The organism is Streptomyces sp. NPDC002004 (genome assembly GCF_053593975.1).
In genome coordinates this window covers 374,690-390,569 of sequence record NZ_JBSFDP010000004.1, presented here as the reverse complement: position 1 = coordinate 390,569, position 15,880 = coordinate 374,690, and the positions used below count along the sequence as shown (strand labels likewise).

At 70.3% G+C, this 15,880-nt stretch carries 11 protein-coding genes and 2 pseudogenes; 5 read left to right on the top strand and 8 right to left on the bottom strand.

All coding sequences use genetic code 11. The features are described 5' to 3' along the window. Positions 1-131 precede the first annotated feature (131 nt). A complete protein-coding gene (locus ACWCP6_RS10165) occupies positions 132-2,021 on the bottom strand; it encodes an ATP-binding cassette domain-containing protein (protein ID WP_450931902.1) in 1,890 nt (629 codons plus the stop codon). A 523-nt stretch (positions 2,022-2,544) separates the two neighbouring features. On the opposite strand from ACWCP6_RS10165, the gene ACWCP6_RS10160 reads away from it, so the two are divergent. Further along, entirely contained in the window at positions 2,545-3,294 is a 750-nt protein-coding gene (locus tag ACWCP6_RS10160; protein ID WP_450931901.1) for a hypothetical protein, read from the top strand. A 157-nt stretch (positions 3,295-3,451) separates the two neighbouring features. On the opposite strand, the gene ACWCP6_RS10155 is transcribed toward ACWCP6_RS10160, so the two are convergent. The 3 genes from ACWCP6_RS10155 to ACWCP6_RS10145 form a co-directional block, all read right to left on the bottom strand. Continuing rightward, positions 3,452-4,435: an AraC-like ligand-binding domain-containing protein gene (locus ACWCP6_RS10155; RefSeq protein ID WP_450931951.1), complete on the bottom strand. Its 984-nt coding sequence runs from the start codon at positions 4,433-4,435 to the stop codon at positions 3,452-3,454. Positions 4,436-5,041: 606 nt separating this feature from the next. Further along, entirely contained in the window at positions 5,042-6,049 is a 1,008-nt protein-coding gene (locus ACWCP6_RS10150) for a HEAT repeat domain-containing protein (protein WP_450931900.1), read from the bottom strand. 3 nt (positions 6,050-6,052) lie between these two features. Next, on the bottom strand, positions 6,053-6,724 hold the full coding sequence (locus ACWCP6_RS10145; protein ID WP_450931899.1) for a HEAT repeat domain-containing protein: 672 nt from the start codon (positions 6,722-6,724) through the stop codon (positions 6,053-6,055). An 87-nt stretch (positions 6,725-6,811) separates the two neighbouring features. Here ACWCP6_RS10145 and ACWCP6_RS10140 point away from each other — a divergent pair, with 87 nt between their 5' ends. Further along, a complete protein-coding gene (locus ACWCP6_RS10140; protein ID WP_450931898.1) occupies positions 6,812-7,657 on the top strand; it encodes an MOSC domain-containing protein in 846 nt (281 codons plus the stop codon). A gap of 61 nt (positions 7,658-7,718) precedes the next feature. Here ACWCP6_RS10140 and ACWCP6_RS10135 read toward each other — a convergent pair whose 3' ends face one another. Together ACWCP6_RS10135 and ACWCP6_RS10130 are read right to left on the bottom strand one after the other, a co-directional pair. Further along, the gene (locus ACWCP6_RS10135) at positions 7,719-8,954 is read right to left on the bottom strand and encodes an epoxide hydrolase family protein (protein ID WP_450931897.1); all 1,236 of its coding nucleotides are present in this window, start codon (positions 8,952-8,954) and stop codon (positions 7,719-7,721) included. 194 nt (positions 8,955-9,148) lie between these two features. Further along, positions 9,149-10,045: an NAD-dependent epimerase/dehydratase family protein gene (locus tag ACWCP6_RS10130; protein ID WP_450931896.1), complete on the bottom strand. Its 897-nt coding sequence runs from the start codon at positions 10,043-10,045 to the stop codon at positions 9,149-9,151. A gap of 147 nt (positions 10,046-10,192) precedes the next feature. On the opposite strand from ACWCP6_RS10130, the gene ACWCP6_RS10125 reads away from it, so the two are divergent. Further along, positions 10,193-11,155: a GlxA family transcriptional regulator gene (locus ACWCP6_RS10125; RefSeq protein ID WP_450931895.1), complete on the top strand. Its 963-nt coding sequence runs from the start codon at positions 10,193-10,195 to the stop codon at positions 11,153-11,155. A gap of 99 nt (positions 11,156-11,254) precedes the next feature. Here ACWCP6_RS10125 and ACWCP6_RS10120 read toward each other — a convergent pair. Then, positions 11,255-12,423, bottom strand: a pseudogene (locus ACWCP6_RS10120) (FAD-dependent oxidoreductase). 421 nt (positions 12,424-12,844) lie between these two features. Here ACWCP6_RS10120 and ACWCP6_RS10115 point away from each other — a divergent pair. Next, positions 12,845-13,450 (top strand): TetR/AcrR family transcriptional regulator, encoded by a 606-nt coding sequence (locus ACWCP6_RS10115; protein ID WP_450931894.1) that lies wholly within the window; start codon positions 12,845-12,847, stop codon positions 13,448-13,450. Between the two features lie 156 nt (positions 13,451-13,606). Further along, positions 13,607-14,590 (top strand): annotated as a pseudogene (locus ACWCP6_RS10110) (MFS transporter); the annotation flags it as partial. 209 nt (positions 14,591-14,799) lie between these two features. On the opposite strand, the gene ACWCP6_RS10105 reads toward ACWCP6_RS10110, so the two are convergent. Further along, positions 14,800-15,783: a helix-turn-helix transcriptional regulator gene (locus tag ACWCP6_RS10105; RefSeq protein ID WP_450931893.1), complete on the bottom strand. Its 984-nt coding sequence runs from the start codon at positions 15,781-15,783 to the stop codon at positions 14,800-14,802. Between the last annotated feature and the right edge of the window lie 97 nt (positions 15,784-15,880).

Sequence of the window (15,880 nt, the reverse complement as noted above, 5' to 3'; positions counted from 1 at the left end):
CGGCCAAGGAGACGCGGAGACCGCGACCGGGCCGGGCCGGTGGGCGCGTACGCCCGGCGCCGGGCGGCATCGGCCTCGCCACGGTGACCGTGTCTTCGGCGGAAGATGCCGGTTCGGTGCTGTCGCGCGGTTCAGCGGTCCTGCGAGAGTTGCAGCAGCTCGGCGAAGGTTCCGCCGGCGTGGACCAGGTCGTCGTAGGCGCCCTGTTCGGTGATGCGGCCGTGTTCCATCACCACGATGTGGTCGGCGATCTTGGTGTTCTCCAGCCGGTGTGTGACCACCACGGTGATGCGGCCGGCCGCGATGGTCTTGATCTGCTCGAAGACGCCGTGCTCGCCGCGCGGGTCCATCTGCGAGGTCGGCTCGTCCAGGATCAGCAGCGCCGGGCGCCGGTAGAGGGCACGAGAGCAGGCCAGCCGCTGCCATTGCCCGCCGGAGAGTTCCGCGCCGCCGAACACCTCCCGGGCGAGCAGGGTGTCCAGACCGGCCGGCAGATCGTCCACCGCTTCCCGCATGCCGACGGCGTCGACGGCTTCCCACACGGGCTCGTCGTCGTGGGTGCGGGGCTGGCCGAGGGTGATGTTCTCGCGTACCCGCAGGGGCCACTGGGCGAAGATCTGCGGGACGAGGCCGGTCCTCTGCCATGCGGAGGCAGGCTCGGTCGCACCGAGATCCTGGCCGTTCCAGGTCACGGTGCCCTTGTCGGGCAGGTAGATCCCGGTCAGCAGGCGGGTCAGGGTGGACTTGCCGGAACCGTTGACGCCGACGATCGCAAGGATCTGGCCTCGCCGGAGTGCCAGCGAGACGCCATCCACGGCCGGCTTGTCCTTGCCTGGGTACTGGTAGACGACCTCATCGAGCCGGATCTCCTCGACGGGCCCGCTGATGGTGAGATCACCACGCTTGGGGGCCCGGGCCGCGGCGTCGTCGAGGAATGCCTGCATGTCGCTCAGGTAGAGGCTGGTGTGGAAGACCGCGGCGCCGTTGACGACGACCTGTGACAGAGCGGCCAGTGTCGTCTGCACGGCGACGACCGCGGTGGCGGCGATCGCGAGCTCGATCCTCCCCGTCACCGCCAGCCAGGCCAGGGCCGCCCAGGTGACAACCAGGAAGAACCCGCCGGCGAGCGAGGAGAGCAGCGCGATCCGAAGGGTCCGCGGCGCGGCGGCCAGCGTCCGCCGGTCGCACCGGTCGGACAGGGACCGGTACCAGAACACCAGGTAGTCCGTCATCGAGTTGGCGCGGACCTCGTCGCCGTACTTGGGGGTCGTCGCCCACCAGCGCATCATCCCGCGCACGTTCCGGTCGGCCACGTTGGCGTAGTGGATCTCGTAGTCCACCCGGGCCGTCAGGACGGCACCGATTCCGGCCGGCAGGACCGCGAGGAGCAGCAGCGGCAGCAGCATCGGGTTCAGCACCGACAGAACGCCACTGGCGGTGACCATGCGGATGAGCGCGGACATGAACCGCTGGGCGTCGGTCACCATCACATGGGTCCGGATCACCCCCATCTCCGCGGCCTCCTGCCGGTCGGCGAAGCCGTCCACGGCGTATGCCGCGGCCTCGACCCGGCAGACCGCCTCCACTAGAGCGCTGTCGGTCTCCGTGGTCAGTCGCGGCGTGATCCGGCGCTCGGCGTAGGTGGCCACCGCGCCCGCCCCCCGGGCCAGGGCGGCCGCCGCGGCCACCACGACGAGCGCAGGCAGCGCGTCGCGCAGCCGACCACCCACCGCCCCGGTGCCCAGGACGGGACGCATCGCCTGTGCGGTCGCGGCCAGCAGGACAGCCGCGGACAGGCCCGTCACAGCCTGGCAGCCGACCAGCAACCGCACCGCGCGGCGATCGGTGCGCCACGACAGCCGGGCGATCCGGGCCAGTACCGCAGGGATCTGCCCGCACATCCGCCGGAAGCTGACCTCGGCGAGCGGGTTGACGGAGTACTGCCCGCTGTAGGTGATCTCCGCCGGAGGCGGAGGAGGAAGCGTCGTGTCCTGCTGTTCTCGTGTGTCTGCCGAGGTCAACGTGGTCCCCCTTGACGGCTGCCCGGGTATGTCGTGGAACTCAACGACCCAGCCGGAATATCGAACACACGTATTTCAGACGCTGCCGAAACCGCAGGGGAGAGCGAGAAGCGGAGCGTGCGGGATGCATCGACCCTTGCCTCACAAGACAGCGTCCCGGGCCGGGGATGGCCGAAACGCCGACATTCGACCGTCCGTCGGCTTCGGCTCATTCGGCGCCGAACACGGCGAGGTTCCGGGACCTGCGCGGACGTCGTATCGTCCCGACGGCGGTGTCGCACGTGCCCTCGCGGGGGTGGGTTCATGTGCTGAGGTGCGGGGGTGTGGCGTCTCAGCGGCAGTGCACCGCGCGAGCGGCCGTCCACAGTGCGGCGCGCAGCGAACGAACGCCACCCGTCGGGCTGCTACGACCCCGCCAGGCGGACCGGAACCGGCACCAGGACCAGGTGAACGGGTGTGACGGGCGTCCGGCATCTCCTGAACAACGTTCCCGTAGGGTGTCGGAGTTGTGGACGGAGAGCATATGACGCGAGGACTTCCCGATACCGGCTACATCGATGACCTCTACCTGGACACGGACGGTACGACGGACTTCTCCGGAGCGCTCCACAGAGACCTGGACGCCCGTGTCGACGAGTTCGGCGGGCACAGCCGAGTCGTGCTGGACGACGAAGAGATGACGGTCTGGCTCGCACGGCGGCTGCTCGCCGGCCCCGCGCACTGGGAGTTGGCACCGCTGGTTCTCGTCCTGCGGATCATGTCGTCGATGCGGGACCGGTTCGGTCCGCCGGCCATCGCGCTGTGCCACCGGGCCCTGACCTCCGTGGACACCTCCCCCCTGTCGCGGGCCTGCCCGCACGACGGAATCGGCCACCCCCGGGACAACCACGAGGAAGGCTGGGCCTCCGCCATCGAGGCGATCGCCTACGGCGAGGCCGGCTGGCCCCCGCTGGAGGAGTGGCAGGAGGAACGGGCCGCTGCCCTCGAGGACGGCGAGGACCCCGAAGAGTTCGAGGAGTACTGGCCCCGGCCGACCGTTGCGGGCTGGGACTGTCCCAAGTACGTGGCGGAGATGGCCACCACGGTCGCCGGATGGTTCGAGCAGTACCTCCCCGTCGATCGCTCCGAGGTCGGCGGCCGGGCGCCGGCCGGCCCACAAGTGCCGTGGCCGGGCCACGCGACTGAGGGCTGCTTGAACAGGGCTGTCGACGCGTTGCCGGGGGACTGCCGGACCGATCGCGGTGACCGGATGGTGTCGCGCCCCCGGGCATGACCGGGCACCACGGTCACGACCCGGGGTGAATCTGCTGCACACGCACATCAACGGCCCTGCCACCGACGGCAGATGGCGGCACCAGCGGTGCGGACAAAGGGTCACCAAGTGCTTGGCCGACCCGGCGGTCGTCAGCGCGGCCCGGGCCGCAACGTCCTCACTTCACGGCCCACTTCAGGCAGTCGGATGTCCGTCGGAACTCGCCCGGAGCCACCCCGTACGCCGCCTTGAAGGACCGGCTGAAGTCCGACGCCCGTACGAACCCCCACCGCGACGCCACTGCATGCACCGGAACCTCCGCCAGTGCCGGATCCGCCAGATCACGCCGCGCCGCCTCCAGCCTGCGCCGCCTGATCCACGCCGCCACCGTCGCCTCCTCGCCCTCGAACAGCCGGTGCAGGTAGGACACCGAGATGTGATGCGCCGCCGCGACCAGTCCCGGAGACAGCTCCGGATCATGGAGTTGTCCCTGGATGAACCGCTTCACCTGCAACAGCAGTGCCCGCTGCCGCGCCCCGTCCGGCAGACACTTCTCCGACTCCACCGCGTGTGCGAACAGCGCGGCCACCAGGTCCACCAGCACCGCTCCCAGCCGGGGCCCGTCCTCCGGCCGGTAGCAGGGAGCGTCGGAGATCACCTGGGTCAGGAACTGCGAGACCAGCGCCCCCACCCCCTGGTCCGCAGCCACCCGCCGGGGGACCCCGCGCCCGAGCAGCTTCGGCGGCAGCGGGAGCAGGGCCTTCGGGATCTCCACCCCCACCGCCGTCACCGGCTCCTGCCCCGTACGGATCTCCCACGGCACCGACGAATCGTTGATATGGAGGTCGGACGGCCGGTAGACGGCCTCCTGGTCCTTCCAACTGCCCACCCCGGTGCCGCCGACCAGCAGCGAGAGATGGAACAGCCCCGGATCCGACTGCCGCACCAGCCGTGGAGTGCGCCGGATCACCAACTGCTGGAACGTCGCGGGCCACACCGAGACCGCGCCCAGGTCCAATACACGCTGCACGGCCCGGAAGTCATCCGCATACTCGCTCTCCATCCGCACCGGCGCGTGCGTCTGCCCCACCAGATGCGCCCAGTACGCCAGCCGGTCCGGAGCCGCCACGTCCTCGCTGCGGAGCACCGTCTCGCTCAACACCCGTATTACCCCCGTCTCCTGCGAATCGGACACGGACGACGATAGACGTCGGATGAGGGCGACCAGCAGCAGCCGAGCGCGTGTCACCGGAACCGGCGGGCCACCGTGTGGAAGGACCGCTTGGGCTCCCACTGTCCGGTCTCCGCGTAGCCGCGCCGCGTTCCGGTGGGGAAGGTCTTGGCCAGTGCGAAACTGGCGATGTCCAGGTCGTGGCGTCGCCGCGGGGAGTAGGGCGAGTCGGGGCGACGAAGTTGTGGACGAATGCGCCGTGCACCCGTACGGGCGGTGGGGCTTCGGCCGAAGGGCTCGCGCCGGTCGATCAAAGGCGCTGCCGCGATCAGCCACGGCGCGTACGCGGCCCTTCGGGCCGTGAATGCGGCGTCTCCGGCGCACGGCTGGTGTCGGGCCGAGCCCCCGTGGACCCGGCCGTCACCGACACCGCAGAACGCGACCGCACCGGTCCGCTGCTCTCGGACCCCGCGTGGAGACCTGCTCAGGACTGCTGCGGCGGGTGCACCGGCCCGGGTTCGCCGGGGTGTCCACCGGTGGGCCTGTCGGCGGTGACCGCAACAACTGGGCCCCACGCACGCAGCACCCAGGAGAGATTCACTGTCCCGCGTTGCGCAGCTTGAGAACGTATGTCGCGGTGAGCGCGACGGCACGGTCTTCATCGTGTGACAGATCTGCGAGGGCATGTGACGTCGTGGCACCTGGGATGTCCGCGAGCGCCTGTGTCAGCCGTCGACGTGCGGACGCTCCCATGCTGTCCCGGGCGAAGCAGTCGACGAGCCCGGTGGCGATCCGATCCGTCAATGCGGGATCACTCGCCAGCGTGCTCAGTGCATCGGCTGCGTCGGCGTCGTTGCTCCCCTCGACGATCATGTCGATGAGCGTCGGGACCGCGTCGGCTACTCCACGTGCCCCGAGCGCCAGAGCCGCGTACCTGCGGACCACGACGTCGGGGTTCGTGAGGGCGCCCTGCAGCAGTGCGGTCGCCTCGCCGTTCGGAATTTCGGCGATGGACTGGACGGCACGTTTCCGCACCTCGGCCGCGGGGGAGCCGAGGCCCTCCGCCAGCAGTGCCGGCCCGTCCTCGCCCGATTGGGCCAGAGCCCAACGAAGGGCTCCGGCGACGTTCGGGTCCGACTCGCTCAGCACGGCCTCGACCAGCGCTTCCACCGGCACGGGAACGTCCTCGCCCGCGGACAGGGCCGCGCGCTGCCGCGCCCCCGCGCTCTTCGATCCCAACGCCTGGAGGAGGGCGACGATCCGGAGGACGTCCCGCCAGCCCGCGGGTTCCGCGGCACCGACCCGACGGAGTCGCGTGAGCAGTTCCGTCTCCGCTGCGATGCGGTCTCGCGTCTGGCGGGCGAGGTCGTCGACGAGCTCCGCGGGCGCGAAGCCGGGGTCGTCGAGCGCGCGCTTCACGTCGCGCAGCGACAGCCCCAATGACCGCAGGCTCTCGATGTGGAAGATTCGCCGGATGTCCTCGCCGGAGTACTCGCGATAGCCGGAACCGGTACGACCCGTTGGCCGCACCAGGCCGAGCGACTCGTAATGCCTGAGCATGCGCGCGCTGACCCCGGACCGCCGCGCGACATCACCGATCAACACCGCCTACCGCCCCTTCCGGCCGGCCCCGCCGAGGGCGACGATGCGCTTCGCCTCCTCGATCGCGAACTCGAATCCGGCATCCGGGTCACGCCACAGCCGTTCCGTGGCGATCGCGTGCGTGCGCACACGAGGGTCGGGATCCGTCGTCGCGGCGCCCACTGCCGGCAACATCACCTCCCCGAGCGCGATCAGCGCCCGACTGAGGCTCAGCTGTGTCCCGCGTTCGCCGCGCCCGAGCTGTGTCGCCAACACTACGGCCAACTCGTGCTCCTCACCTTCGGGTACGAGCACGGCCGCTGCCCGCCAGGCGCTGCGGGCCACCTCGTCGTCGGCGTCGGACAGCAGCGCCGGTGTGATCGCCGGCCACGCCTGCCGATCCCTGATCTTGGACAGCGTGTGCAACGCCTGGCTTCGTGCCTGCGCACGCTCCGAGCGGACTTCGTCGAGAAGCACCGGGAGCGTCATCGATGCCGCGTGGCGGGTGAGTGCCCACGTCAGCATCTCGCGCACGTAGAACTCCGGTTCGATCGCGCATCGCTCGATGAGCTTGCCGATGAAACCCGGGTCCGGGGTCGTGCCGACCGCCAGCGCTGCCTGCAGCCGAACCGACGAGCTGTTGTTCTCCAGCCCCTGGAGAGCTCGCATCGTGTTCGTGTCCTCTTTCGGCATGGTCATCGGGGCCACCTCCTTGACACAGTGAAGGCCTTGTCACTGTGTCAAGGTCAATCGATCTACGGGCATCGATCTACGGGGAATTGATCCATGGGAACTGTGACGGCGCTACGCCGTTATCCGGTGAAGTCCATGCTCGGTGAGGCCTTGGCAGCGGTGGACGTCACCGAGGGCGGGCTGTTCGGAGACCGCAGGTACGCCGTGCTGGACGGGACGGGGGCCGTCGGCAGTGCCAAGCACCCGCGGAAGTGGGGGTCCTTGCTGCGCTGCCGGAGCCGGCTGTACGACACCGGGACGATCCGCGTCGGGCTGCCGGACGGAGCCTCACTGCAGGTCGGGGACCCCGAACTCGACCTGCGGCTGTCCGAGTTGCTGGACCGCAAGGTGTTCGTCTCGGCCGGTACGGCGGAGCGTGGCAGGCTGGAGCGCGCGGTACCCGACTTCGAGGGCGGCGTTCCGGACGTGCTGAGGGAATCGGCCACCGTCGATACCGGCGGAGACCTGATCACGGCGGGCGCGGTCGCCCCAGGGACTTTCTTCGACTACGGCAAGGTCCACCTCGTCACCACGGGCGCCCTGGCCCGGCTGCGCACGGTGTATCCCACCGGAGACTTCGACGCGCGCCGATTCCGCCCGAACCTGGTCGTCGACACCGGTGAGGGGCCGGGCTTCGCGGAGGGCGACTGGCTGGGCTCGCGAGTGCGCGTGGGCGAAGCCCTCTTCCGTGTCGTGGTCCCTACGCCGCGCTGCGTGATCCCCACCCTCGGCCACGACGAGCTGCCGCCCGACCCCGGCATCATGCGCGCGGTCGCCCGTGAACACCGGGTTCCGGTGCTCCACTTGGGGCGACTGTCGTGCCTTGGCGTCTATCTGGACGTCCTCGAACCGGGGACGGTGCGCGTCGGCGACCCGGTCACGGTGCAGGGCGCTTCCTGACCGGCCCGTCCGTCCAGGCAACGTTCGCCCGGCCCGCGGCCGATCGAGCCCGCAGGATCGTTCAGGGCCTGCGGCCGTGGAAGGTGCGGCGCAGGTCGCTCACCCAGGCGTCGGGGTTCTCCCAGGGGATGAAGTGGCCGCCGTGGTCGTGGGCGTTGACGTTGACGTGGTTGAACCAATCGGCCTGCGGGCCGGTCTTGAATGCCCGGACGCGCTCGGCGGCGGTGTGGATGCCGGGCGGGTTCTCGTACGTCACGAAGGTGAGGCCGACCGGGGCCTGCACGACCGGGGTGCGGTCGTGGGCGGGAGCCCAGGGGTAGCGGTTGGCATTGGCGTAGTAACGCATCGATGTGGCGATGGAGTTGTTCACCCAGTAGATGGTGGCGTGGGTGAGCAGGTCGTCCTTGGTGAAGACGGACTCCACGTCGCCGCCGTTGTCGCTCCAGGCGTTCCAGCGCTCCAGCAGCCAGGCGAGCAGTCCGGCGGGTGAGTCGCTCAGCCCATGGGCCAGAGTGGCGCCGTCGAGCATGTGAACGGCGAGATGGGACGCCGAGCGGTGGTCCAGCTCGATGATGCGGGCGCGGACGTCGGCGGGCTGGTCGTCGGTGAGGGGCCGATTCCGGGCGAAGTCCCAGGCACGGTGGCCGGTGAAGAAGTCGAGCGGCAGCCCGGAGCCGATGTGGATGCCGTACAACTCGTCGGCGTACTTGTGGCCGAGCTGGCTGGAGACGATCCCGCCGATGTCGCAGCCCCCGGCGGCGTACTTCTCGTATCCCAGGGTCTCGGTCATCAGAGTGTGCCAGAGGTCGGAGACCTTCCAGAAGTTGACGTCCGAAAAGCCGGTGAACGGGCCGGGGAAACCGAAGCCGGGCAGGGACGGCACGATGACGTGGAACGCGTCGGCGGGGTCACCGCCGAACGTGGCCGGGTCGGCGAGCGGGTCGATCACCTTCGACCAGTGCCAGAACGTCCACGGCCAGCCGTGGGTGAGGATCAACGGGATCGGGCTGGGGCCGCGGCCGGGCTTGCGCATGAAGTGCACCGGGACACCGGCGACGCTCACCTGGTAGTGCTCGTAGACGTTGATGGCGGTCTCGGCCCTGCGCCAGTCGTAGCCGTCCCGCCAGTAGGCGACCAGGTCACGGAGATAGCTGTCCGGGACGCCGTAGGACCAGTCCCCATTCCCCTCGTCCAGTGGCGGACGGGTCAGAGTGAGACGGGCGCGCAGGTCATCGAGGACCTCGTCGGACACATGGATCGGGGTGGGCTCCAGGGGGAAGGCGTGCGGGGTGGTCATGGCATGGTTCCTTACTGGGCAGGGGGAAGCGGTGCCGTCGGCCTGTTGAGTGGTTGGGTGGTGAGCCGGGCCATTTCGAGGAGAGCGGGCAGCGACGCGGCGAGTGCCTGCCGGTGGTGCGGGTCGAGCTGGTAGGCCAGGGCGGCATGTCCAGGCGTGGGCGGGCCGGGAGCCCCGGCTCGCCCACCGCCGCATCAGGCCGCCAGCGCTTCGCGGAGCGTTGAAGGCTCGAGCCCGAAGGTTTCGCGGATATCGCTGTCGTCCACGAGGAACGGACGCTCGGACATGTAGCTCATCTCGGCGAACTCCCGCCACAGTGGATCGGTGAAGGACAGCAGCGTCATATCCCGTTCGGTGAGCGGCTCCAACCGCGGTTCGGGCGCTCCGTGGAGTTCGGCGAGGTCGGTCGCGGCCTGGCGCAGGGTCGTGGTGATGACCGGGGCGTGCCAGCCCCGTCCCCAGGCCCGCTCGTCGCCGCTGACCGCCACCAGCGCCGCGGCGACGTCCTCGGTGTATGAAAACGAGTGTGCCGCATCGGGGTTGCCGTGGACGAGAGCCAGTTCACCCTCGCGGACCCGGGGCGCGACCAGTAGCGTGAACGCCGAGACTGCGCCTGGGCCCAGGTACTGGCCGGCTCGCACCTCGCTGGCCCGCAGCCGCCCTTCGTCGTGGGCATCCTTGGCCTGCTGCCACAGCTGGGCCCTCACCCGGCCCTTTCGGGTGTGCGGGGCCATCGGGGTGCGCTCGGTGACCGGCCCGGTGGTCTGCTCATAACCGTAGAGGTTGCCGAGCATCACGTAGTCGGCCCCGGCTCGCTCGGTCGCGGCGAGGATCGAAGCGAACAACGGCGGCATGGTCTCTGGCCAGGTCTGGTAGGCGGTCATGGCGGCGTTGAAGACCGTGGCCGCTCCGGTCAGTACCTCGGCCAGCTCGCCAGTGTGGCCCGCGTCCAGGGCGATCCGTTCGACGCCGGGGTGGTCAGGGCCACTGCCGCTGCGGGTGATGAGGCGGACCCGCTTGCCGCTGTCGGCCAGTTGCCTGGCGGTCGCGACCCCGGTCGCGCCTGCCCCGATGACGACCGATTCAGCCATGACGTTGTCTCCGTTCTCCCTCAAGAATGGACGGCTTCCCCGAAGGGGGAAACGCGGTTCGCGGGGGCCCGACCGCTCGCCCAACTGTGCCGTGCGGACGCAGGTAGGGTCAGTGGCCTGAAAGCCACGAGATCCAAGGATCCAGCCATGCATCGTGTCGCCGTCCTGGCCGTCCCTGCGGTCAAGCCCTTCGACTTGTCCATGCCGTCGACGCTGCTCGGCGCCGCCGAACTCGGCGGACACCCCGGTTATGAGGTGACGGTGTGCACCGCCACGCCCGGTACGGTCGCCGCCTCCGGTGGTATCGATGTGGTGATCCGGCACGGCCTTCAGGCAGTCGCGGCGGCGGACACGGTGATCGTTCCCTCGACTGCCAGCCGGCACGACGCCGAGCCGGCCGCGCTGGACGCCTTGCGGGAGGCGGCCGCTGCGGGAAAGCGCGTTGCCTCGATCTGCAGCGGCGCCTTCGTCCTCGCCCAGGCCGGGCTCCTCGACGGCCGTGTCGCCACCACCCACTGGGCCCTGGCCGAGGAACTGCAACGCGCCTTCCCTGCGGTGCGCGTGGACGCCGACCGGCTGTTCGCCGAGGACGGACGGATCGTCACCGGTGCGGGCTCGGCCGCCGGGATCGACCTGTGCCTGCACCTGATCAGCTCCGACTACGGCGCGGCCGTGGCCAATACGGCGGCCCGCGCCGCTGTCGTGACCCCGGTGCGCCAGGGCGGACAGGCGCAGTTCGTGCAGACCCCCCTACCGGCCAAGACCGATTCCTCATTGGATGCAGCCCGCATCTGGGCACTCCAGCACCTGGACCAGCCGATCTCTCTGCACGACCTGGCCGGTCAGGCCAAGGTCAGTGTGCGGACCCTGACCCGCCGCTTTACAGCCGAGTCTGGTGTGACCCCGTTCCAATGGCTGCTCCAGCAGCGGCTGCTGAGGGCTCGCGAGCTACTGGAGACCACCGATCTCACCGTCGACCATGTGGCCCGGCGCAGTGGTCTCGGCTCCGGCGAGTCGCTCCGCCAGCACCTGAGCCGCCAGATCGGCATGACCCCGGCCGTCTACCGGGGCGCCTTCACCCACCGCCCGAGCATGAAGACCGGTCGGTGACCGTGCGTGACTCGGCCCGGACACGGCGTTTCATGGGCGGTGGCCGGACCTGGGCCCGGGCGCATCGACGGTCGCTCCAGCCGACACCGGGGGTCGAGCTCAGTCGGTGTGAGCGGGTTGCGAGTCGGGGACGGTGCTTGCCGGCCAGATGGTGTCGGGGAAGGCGGCATCGTCGGAATCGATGTCGGGCATGAGATCGGCGAGCATCTGCTCGGCGGTCTTCGCGTTGTCGATGGCGCGGGGCAGCATGACGCTTTCGTAGGCGTCGAGAGCCTCGTCGATGGTGGGGTGGCCGATGACGGCTTGGGCGAGTTCGGCGCCGTCGAGCAGGGCTAGGTTGGCGCCGACGCCCACGGGCGGCATCAGATGGGCGGCGTCGCCGAGCAGGGTGATGCCGGGAACGCGCTGCCAGGAGTGGGGAACCGGAAGGACGAACATGGGCCGGTTGATGAAGGCCCCCTCGTTTTGGCGCAGGATGTCCAGCAGGCTCTCGTGCCAGCCCTCGTACTGGGCGAGGAGGCGGGCGCGTACCGCTTCGGTGTCCGCGAGGTCGAGGCCGGCGTGCCAGTCCTCTGGGCCGCGGAAGGTGACGTAGACGCGGACGTGTCCGTTGCTGTTGCGCTGCATCACCAGGCTGCGGCGCCCCGCCTTGGCCGACATGGTGCCCTGACCGACCAGATGGGCGATGCCGGGGTGGCGTCGGTCGACGTCGTCGAAGTGGGCTTCCACCATCGTGACACCGGCGTAGGAGGGTTGGGCGTCGGAGAGCGCGGGGCGCACCCGGGACCAGGCGCCGTCCGCGCCGATGACCAGGTCGAAGTCCTCGACGGTGCGGTCGTGGTGGTGCAGACGTGCGGTGCCGTGGGGTAACGGGGTGACGGCCCTGACGCTGTGGCCCCAGTGGACCGTCCCGGGGGTGAGGGAGTCCAGCAGAAGGGTCCGCAGCTGGCCGCGGTCGATCTCGGGCCTGCTCAGATCGCCCTCGTCGGCCCGGTCGTGGCGTATCAGGGTCGCGTGACGGTCGTACAGGCGCCATTCCTGGCTTTCGGGCCGGGACATGGCCACGAACCGATCGAACAGTCCGGCTGCCCGAAGGGCACCTGGCCGGTGTCCTCGTGGATGTCGAGAGTGCCGCCCTGTGAGCGGGAGTGGGGGGTCGTCTCACGCTCGAAGACCGTGACCTGCACGCCGTGTTGCTGCAGGACACGTGCGCAGACGAGGCCGCCGAGACCGGCGCCGCTGATCGCGATGCGCGGGGTGGTGGACATGAGGGTCACGCTCCGTTCCATGGATGAAGTGAGTGCTGATGCGTTGGGGTGGCGCCGTGACGAAGGGGCACGTGTGTGGCGCAGGTTCCCCTTCGGCGCCTCGGGCGGGAGCCAGGCCATGGCCACCAGCTGCACGCCCGGGCCGACGGCCCACCGGAGCGCGGGCCGAACGGCAGTCGGATCCGGGGGCGGCACGGGCATCCGGGCCTCGTCCATCGCGGCTCCTTCCTGTCGACGGGCCGATTTCGGGCATGGCGGATCAGTCGTTCCGGTGCGGGGACACGCCCCGGGTCCCGGCAGCTGAGTGCCGGTCAGGCGCGCCCATCCACAGAAACACAGCAGCTCCAAAAGTTCATTTGTTCAGACTTTCCAGCTGCTCGCCTTTGCGATCGAATCCGCCTCGCATGGGTAGGGTGGGGGCATGGCCGAGACGACGACAGGACGCCGAGAGCGCAAGAAGGCCCGGACCAGGCAGGCTCTGGCGGACGCCGCAGTGCGGCTGTTCACCGAGCACGGCTTCGACAACGTCGGTGTGCGCGAGGTGGCGGAGGCGGCCGATGTCTCGCTGAGCACGCTCTTCAAGCACTTCCCCAGCAAGGAAGCCCTCGTCTTCGACCTGGACGCGGACGTCGAGAGCGCCCTGATCGCCGCCGTTCGCGACCGAGCCCCCGGTCAGCCCGTGCTGCACGCCCTGCGCGACCACATGGTGCGCACCCGTACCGATGTGCGCACCGATGACCCCACTTTCGTCCTCGTCGAATCCACTCCCGCGCTGCGGGATTACGCCCGGCGCATGTGGTTGCGCCACGAGAAGACCCTGGCCGCCACCCTCGCCGATGCCACCGGGCTTGCCCCGGACACCCCCGCCGTCACCGGCCTGGCACGCTTCGCCCTGGAAGCCCCCAGCATCGCCCGTGCAAGCGAGGACCCGTCCCGGACCATGCGGGACTTGTTCGCCCTGCTGGAACACGGCTGGGCCACCACCCTCCTGGCGCGACAGGAGGACCGCCCCGGTCAGGAGGTGTGACCGCGACGGGACGCCGCATCGCGGCGCCATGAATCCGCCCGAGCGGCACGCGCTTCACCGACAGAAGCCTCACCGACAGAAGCCTCACCGACAGGAGCTTCACTGCCAGAAGCTTCACTGACAGAAGATGTCAGTGAACCTCCGGACACTGCTGGCATGATCCTCCGTCACCGCCCCCGCCGGACCGAGCCGCTGCTCGTGTCCGCTGCCTTCGCGACAGCCCTCGGGAACAACGTCCAGCTCATCGTCGGTGCACTCCTCATGATCAGAGAGCAGCGGACCATGATGGCCGTCGGCTGGCTCTTCATCGCCGTCGCCGGTCCGCAGGCGCTGCTGTCACCCTTGTTCGGACGGCTGGCCGACCGCTTCGACCGGCGGACCCTGTGGATCGGCTGCGACGCCACCAGTGCGGCGCTGGCCCTCGGTCTGCCGCTGTGGCTGGCCTGGGGTGGTGCCCCGGGACCCGGGATCTACAGTGCGAACCTGGGGCTGGCCGTCGTCAGTGCCCTGTTCCTTCCGGCCAGTTCCGCGCTGATCAAGGAACGGGTCCCGGCGGACCGGCTGCGGCGGTTCAACGCCCGCTACGAGATGGGGACCCAGGCCGGGATGCTGCTGTCGGCGACGGTCGGCGGGCTCTCCGTCCAGGCGTTCGGCGCCGTGCCGCTGCTGGTGTTCAACGCCGGGACGTTCATGGTCTCGGCGCTCTGCGTCGCCGCGGCGGGGCGACGCCCGGCTCCGACGCCACCTGTCGTCGCCGTCGGGGAGCAGGCACCGGTCCCGGCAGCGCCGCACGGGCCGCTGCGTGTGCGCCGCTTCATCCTGCTCTACGCACAGGGGAGTGTGGTCGTCACGGTGTTCAACGCGTTGCTGCCCACTGCCGTCATCGGTGAACTCCACCTGGGTGCGGCCACGTTCGGGACCGTGGACGCGCTCGGATGCCTCGGTTTCCTGGCGGCCACCGGTGCCTACCGGATCGTCAGCAGTCGCAGTCCGGACCTTCGCATCGCCGTCGTGGGCTTTCTGCTCTGCAACGTCGGCCTGGTGCTGCAGAGCCAGTTCGGGATCGTCGGCTACCTCGTCGGGGTGCCGCTGGGCGCGTTCTTCTTCGGGCAGGCCAGGATCGCCTCGCGCACCATGCTGATGGCCTCGACCGACGATGCCTCGGCGGGCAGGGCTTTCGGGCTGGCGAACGGTGGCGGGCTGGCGGCCACGGTCGGAGTGATGTTCCTGGTCGCGACGGTCACCGACCACAGTGACACGCGCTACGGGTTCGGGGTGCTCGCCGCCCTCGCGTTGCCGGCGACCGTGTCCGCCGGACTGCTGTTGAGGGCGCCGGACTCCGCCGGGTCCTACGCGTCCGCCGGCCGGTACCGCTGGAGTACGGCCGCCGCCGCCCGGACGATCCGGCTCCGCAGCTCCTCGGGAGCGAGCACCTCGATGTCCGTGCCGAGCGACAGCAGCGTCGGCACCGCCAGGTCGACCGACTCCAGCGGCACCGTCGCCGTCACCCAGCCGTCGGCATCCGGCGGCCCGGCTGAGGCTTCGACGGCGCGGACCAGCGCCGCGTCGAGGCGGTCCGGCAGCGCGGACAGCAGCGCCGGAGCGATCCGGACGGATGCCTGAAGCCGTAGTCTGCGGGCGTCGTAGGCGGCGAGGTAGCCCCGCCAGTGGGCCGCCAGGTCGAAGCGGTCGGGGCGCTCGAAGACGTCCTCCTGGACGTCCAGGCGGAGAATCGACGACACCCGGTAGGTCCTCACAGCGCCGTCCACCGCTGCGACGAGATACCAGACGCCCGCCTTGAGGACCAGGCCGTAGGGGTCGAGCTCACGCTCGACCTCCTGCGGCTCGGCCCAACGCCGGTAGCGCACCCGGATCCGCCGCTGGTTCCACACGGCATCGGCGAGCGCCGCGAGAGCCGGCGGTGAGTCCTGCTCCCGGTACCAGCCGAGGGCGTCGAGGTGGAACCGCTCACGGATCCGGCCGGCCCGGTCCCGCAGTGGAGCCGGCAGCGCCGCGGTCAGTTTCAGCTGCGCCGCCGCGAGCACCTCGCCCAGGCCCAGGTCGGCCGCCGCGCCCGGCAGCCCGGCCAGGAACAGCGACTCGGCCTCGTCGGCGTGCAGTCCGGTGAGCCGGGTCCGGTAGCCGCCGAGCAGCTGGTACCCGCCGCCTTGCCCGGCATCCCCGTAGACCGGGATGCCCGCACCGTTCAGCGAGTCGATGTCCCGATAGACGGTCCGGACCGAGACGCCGAGCTCATCGGCGAGTTCAGCGGCCGTCAGCCTGCCCCGGTTCTGCAGCAGGAGGACGAGGGAGAGGAGCCGGGCCGCACGCATGGGCCGATCCTTCCAGGTTCGGGCCAGGGCCGGGGTCGGGCTCTGGACCGCATCGGCATCCCTTCCACCGGCGAGGTGATCCCGTCGGGCAGCAGCC

What these genes read in the sequence shown, in the direction of transcription:
- ACWCP6_RS10160 (WP_450931901.1), top strand. Translation starts at nt 2,545, where the DNA reads ATGACGCGAGGACTTCCCGATACCGGCTACATCGATGACCTCTACCTG.
- ACWCP6_RS10145 (WP_450931899.1), bottom strand. Translation starts at nt 6,724, where the DNA reads ATGACCATGCCGAAAGAGGACACGAACACGATGCGAGCTCTCCAGGGG.
- ACWCP6_RS10140 (WP_450931898.1), top strand. Translation starts at nt 6,812, where the DNA reads ATGGGAACTGTGACGGCGCTACGCCGTTATCCGGTGAAGTCCATGCTC.
- ACWCP6_RS10135 (WP_450931897.1), bottom strand. Translation starts at nt 8,954, where the DNA reads ATGACCACCCCGCACGCCTTCCCCCTGGAGCCCACCCCGATCCATGTG.
- ACWCP6_RS10130 (WP_450931896.1), bottom strand. Translation starts at nt 10,045, where the DNA reads ATGGCTGAATCGGTCGTCATCGGGGCAGGCGCGACCGGGGTCGCGACC.
- ACWCP6_RS10125 (WP_450931895.1), top strand. Translation starts at nt 10,193, where the DNA reads ATGCATCGTGTCGCCGTCCTGGCCGTCCCTGCGGTCAAGCCCTTCGAC.
- ACWCP6_RS10115 (WP_450931894.1), top strand. Translation starts at nt 12,845, where the DNA reads ATGGCCGAGACGACGACAGGACGCCGAGAGCGCAAGAAGGCCCGGACC.
- ACWCP6_RS10105 (WP_450931893.1), bottom strand. Translation starts at nt 15,783, where the DNA reads ATGCGTGCGGCCCGGCTCCTCTCCCTCGTCCTCCTGCTGCAGAACCGG.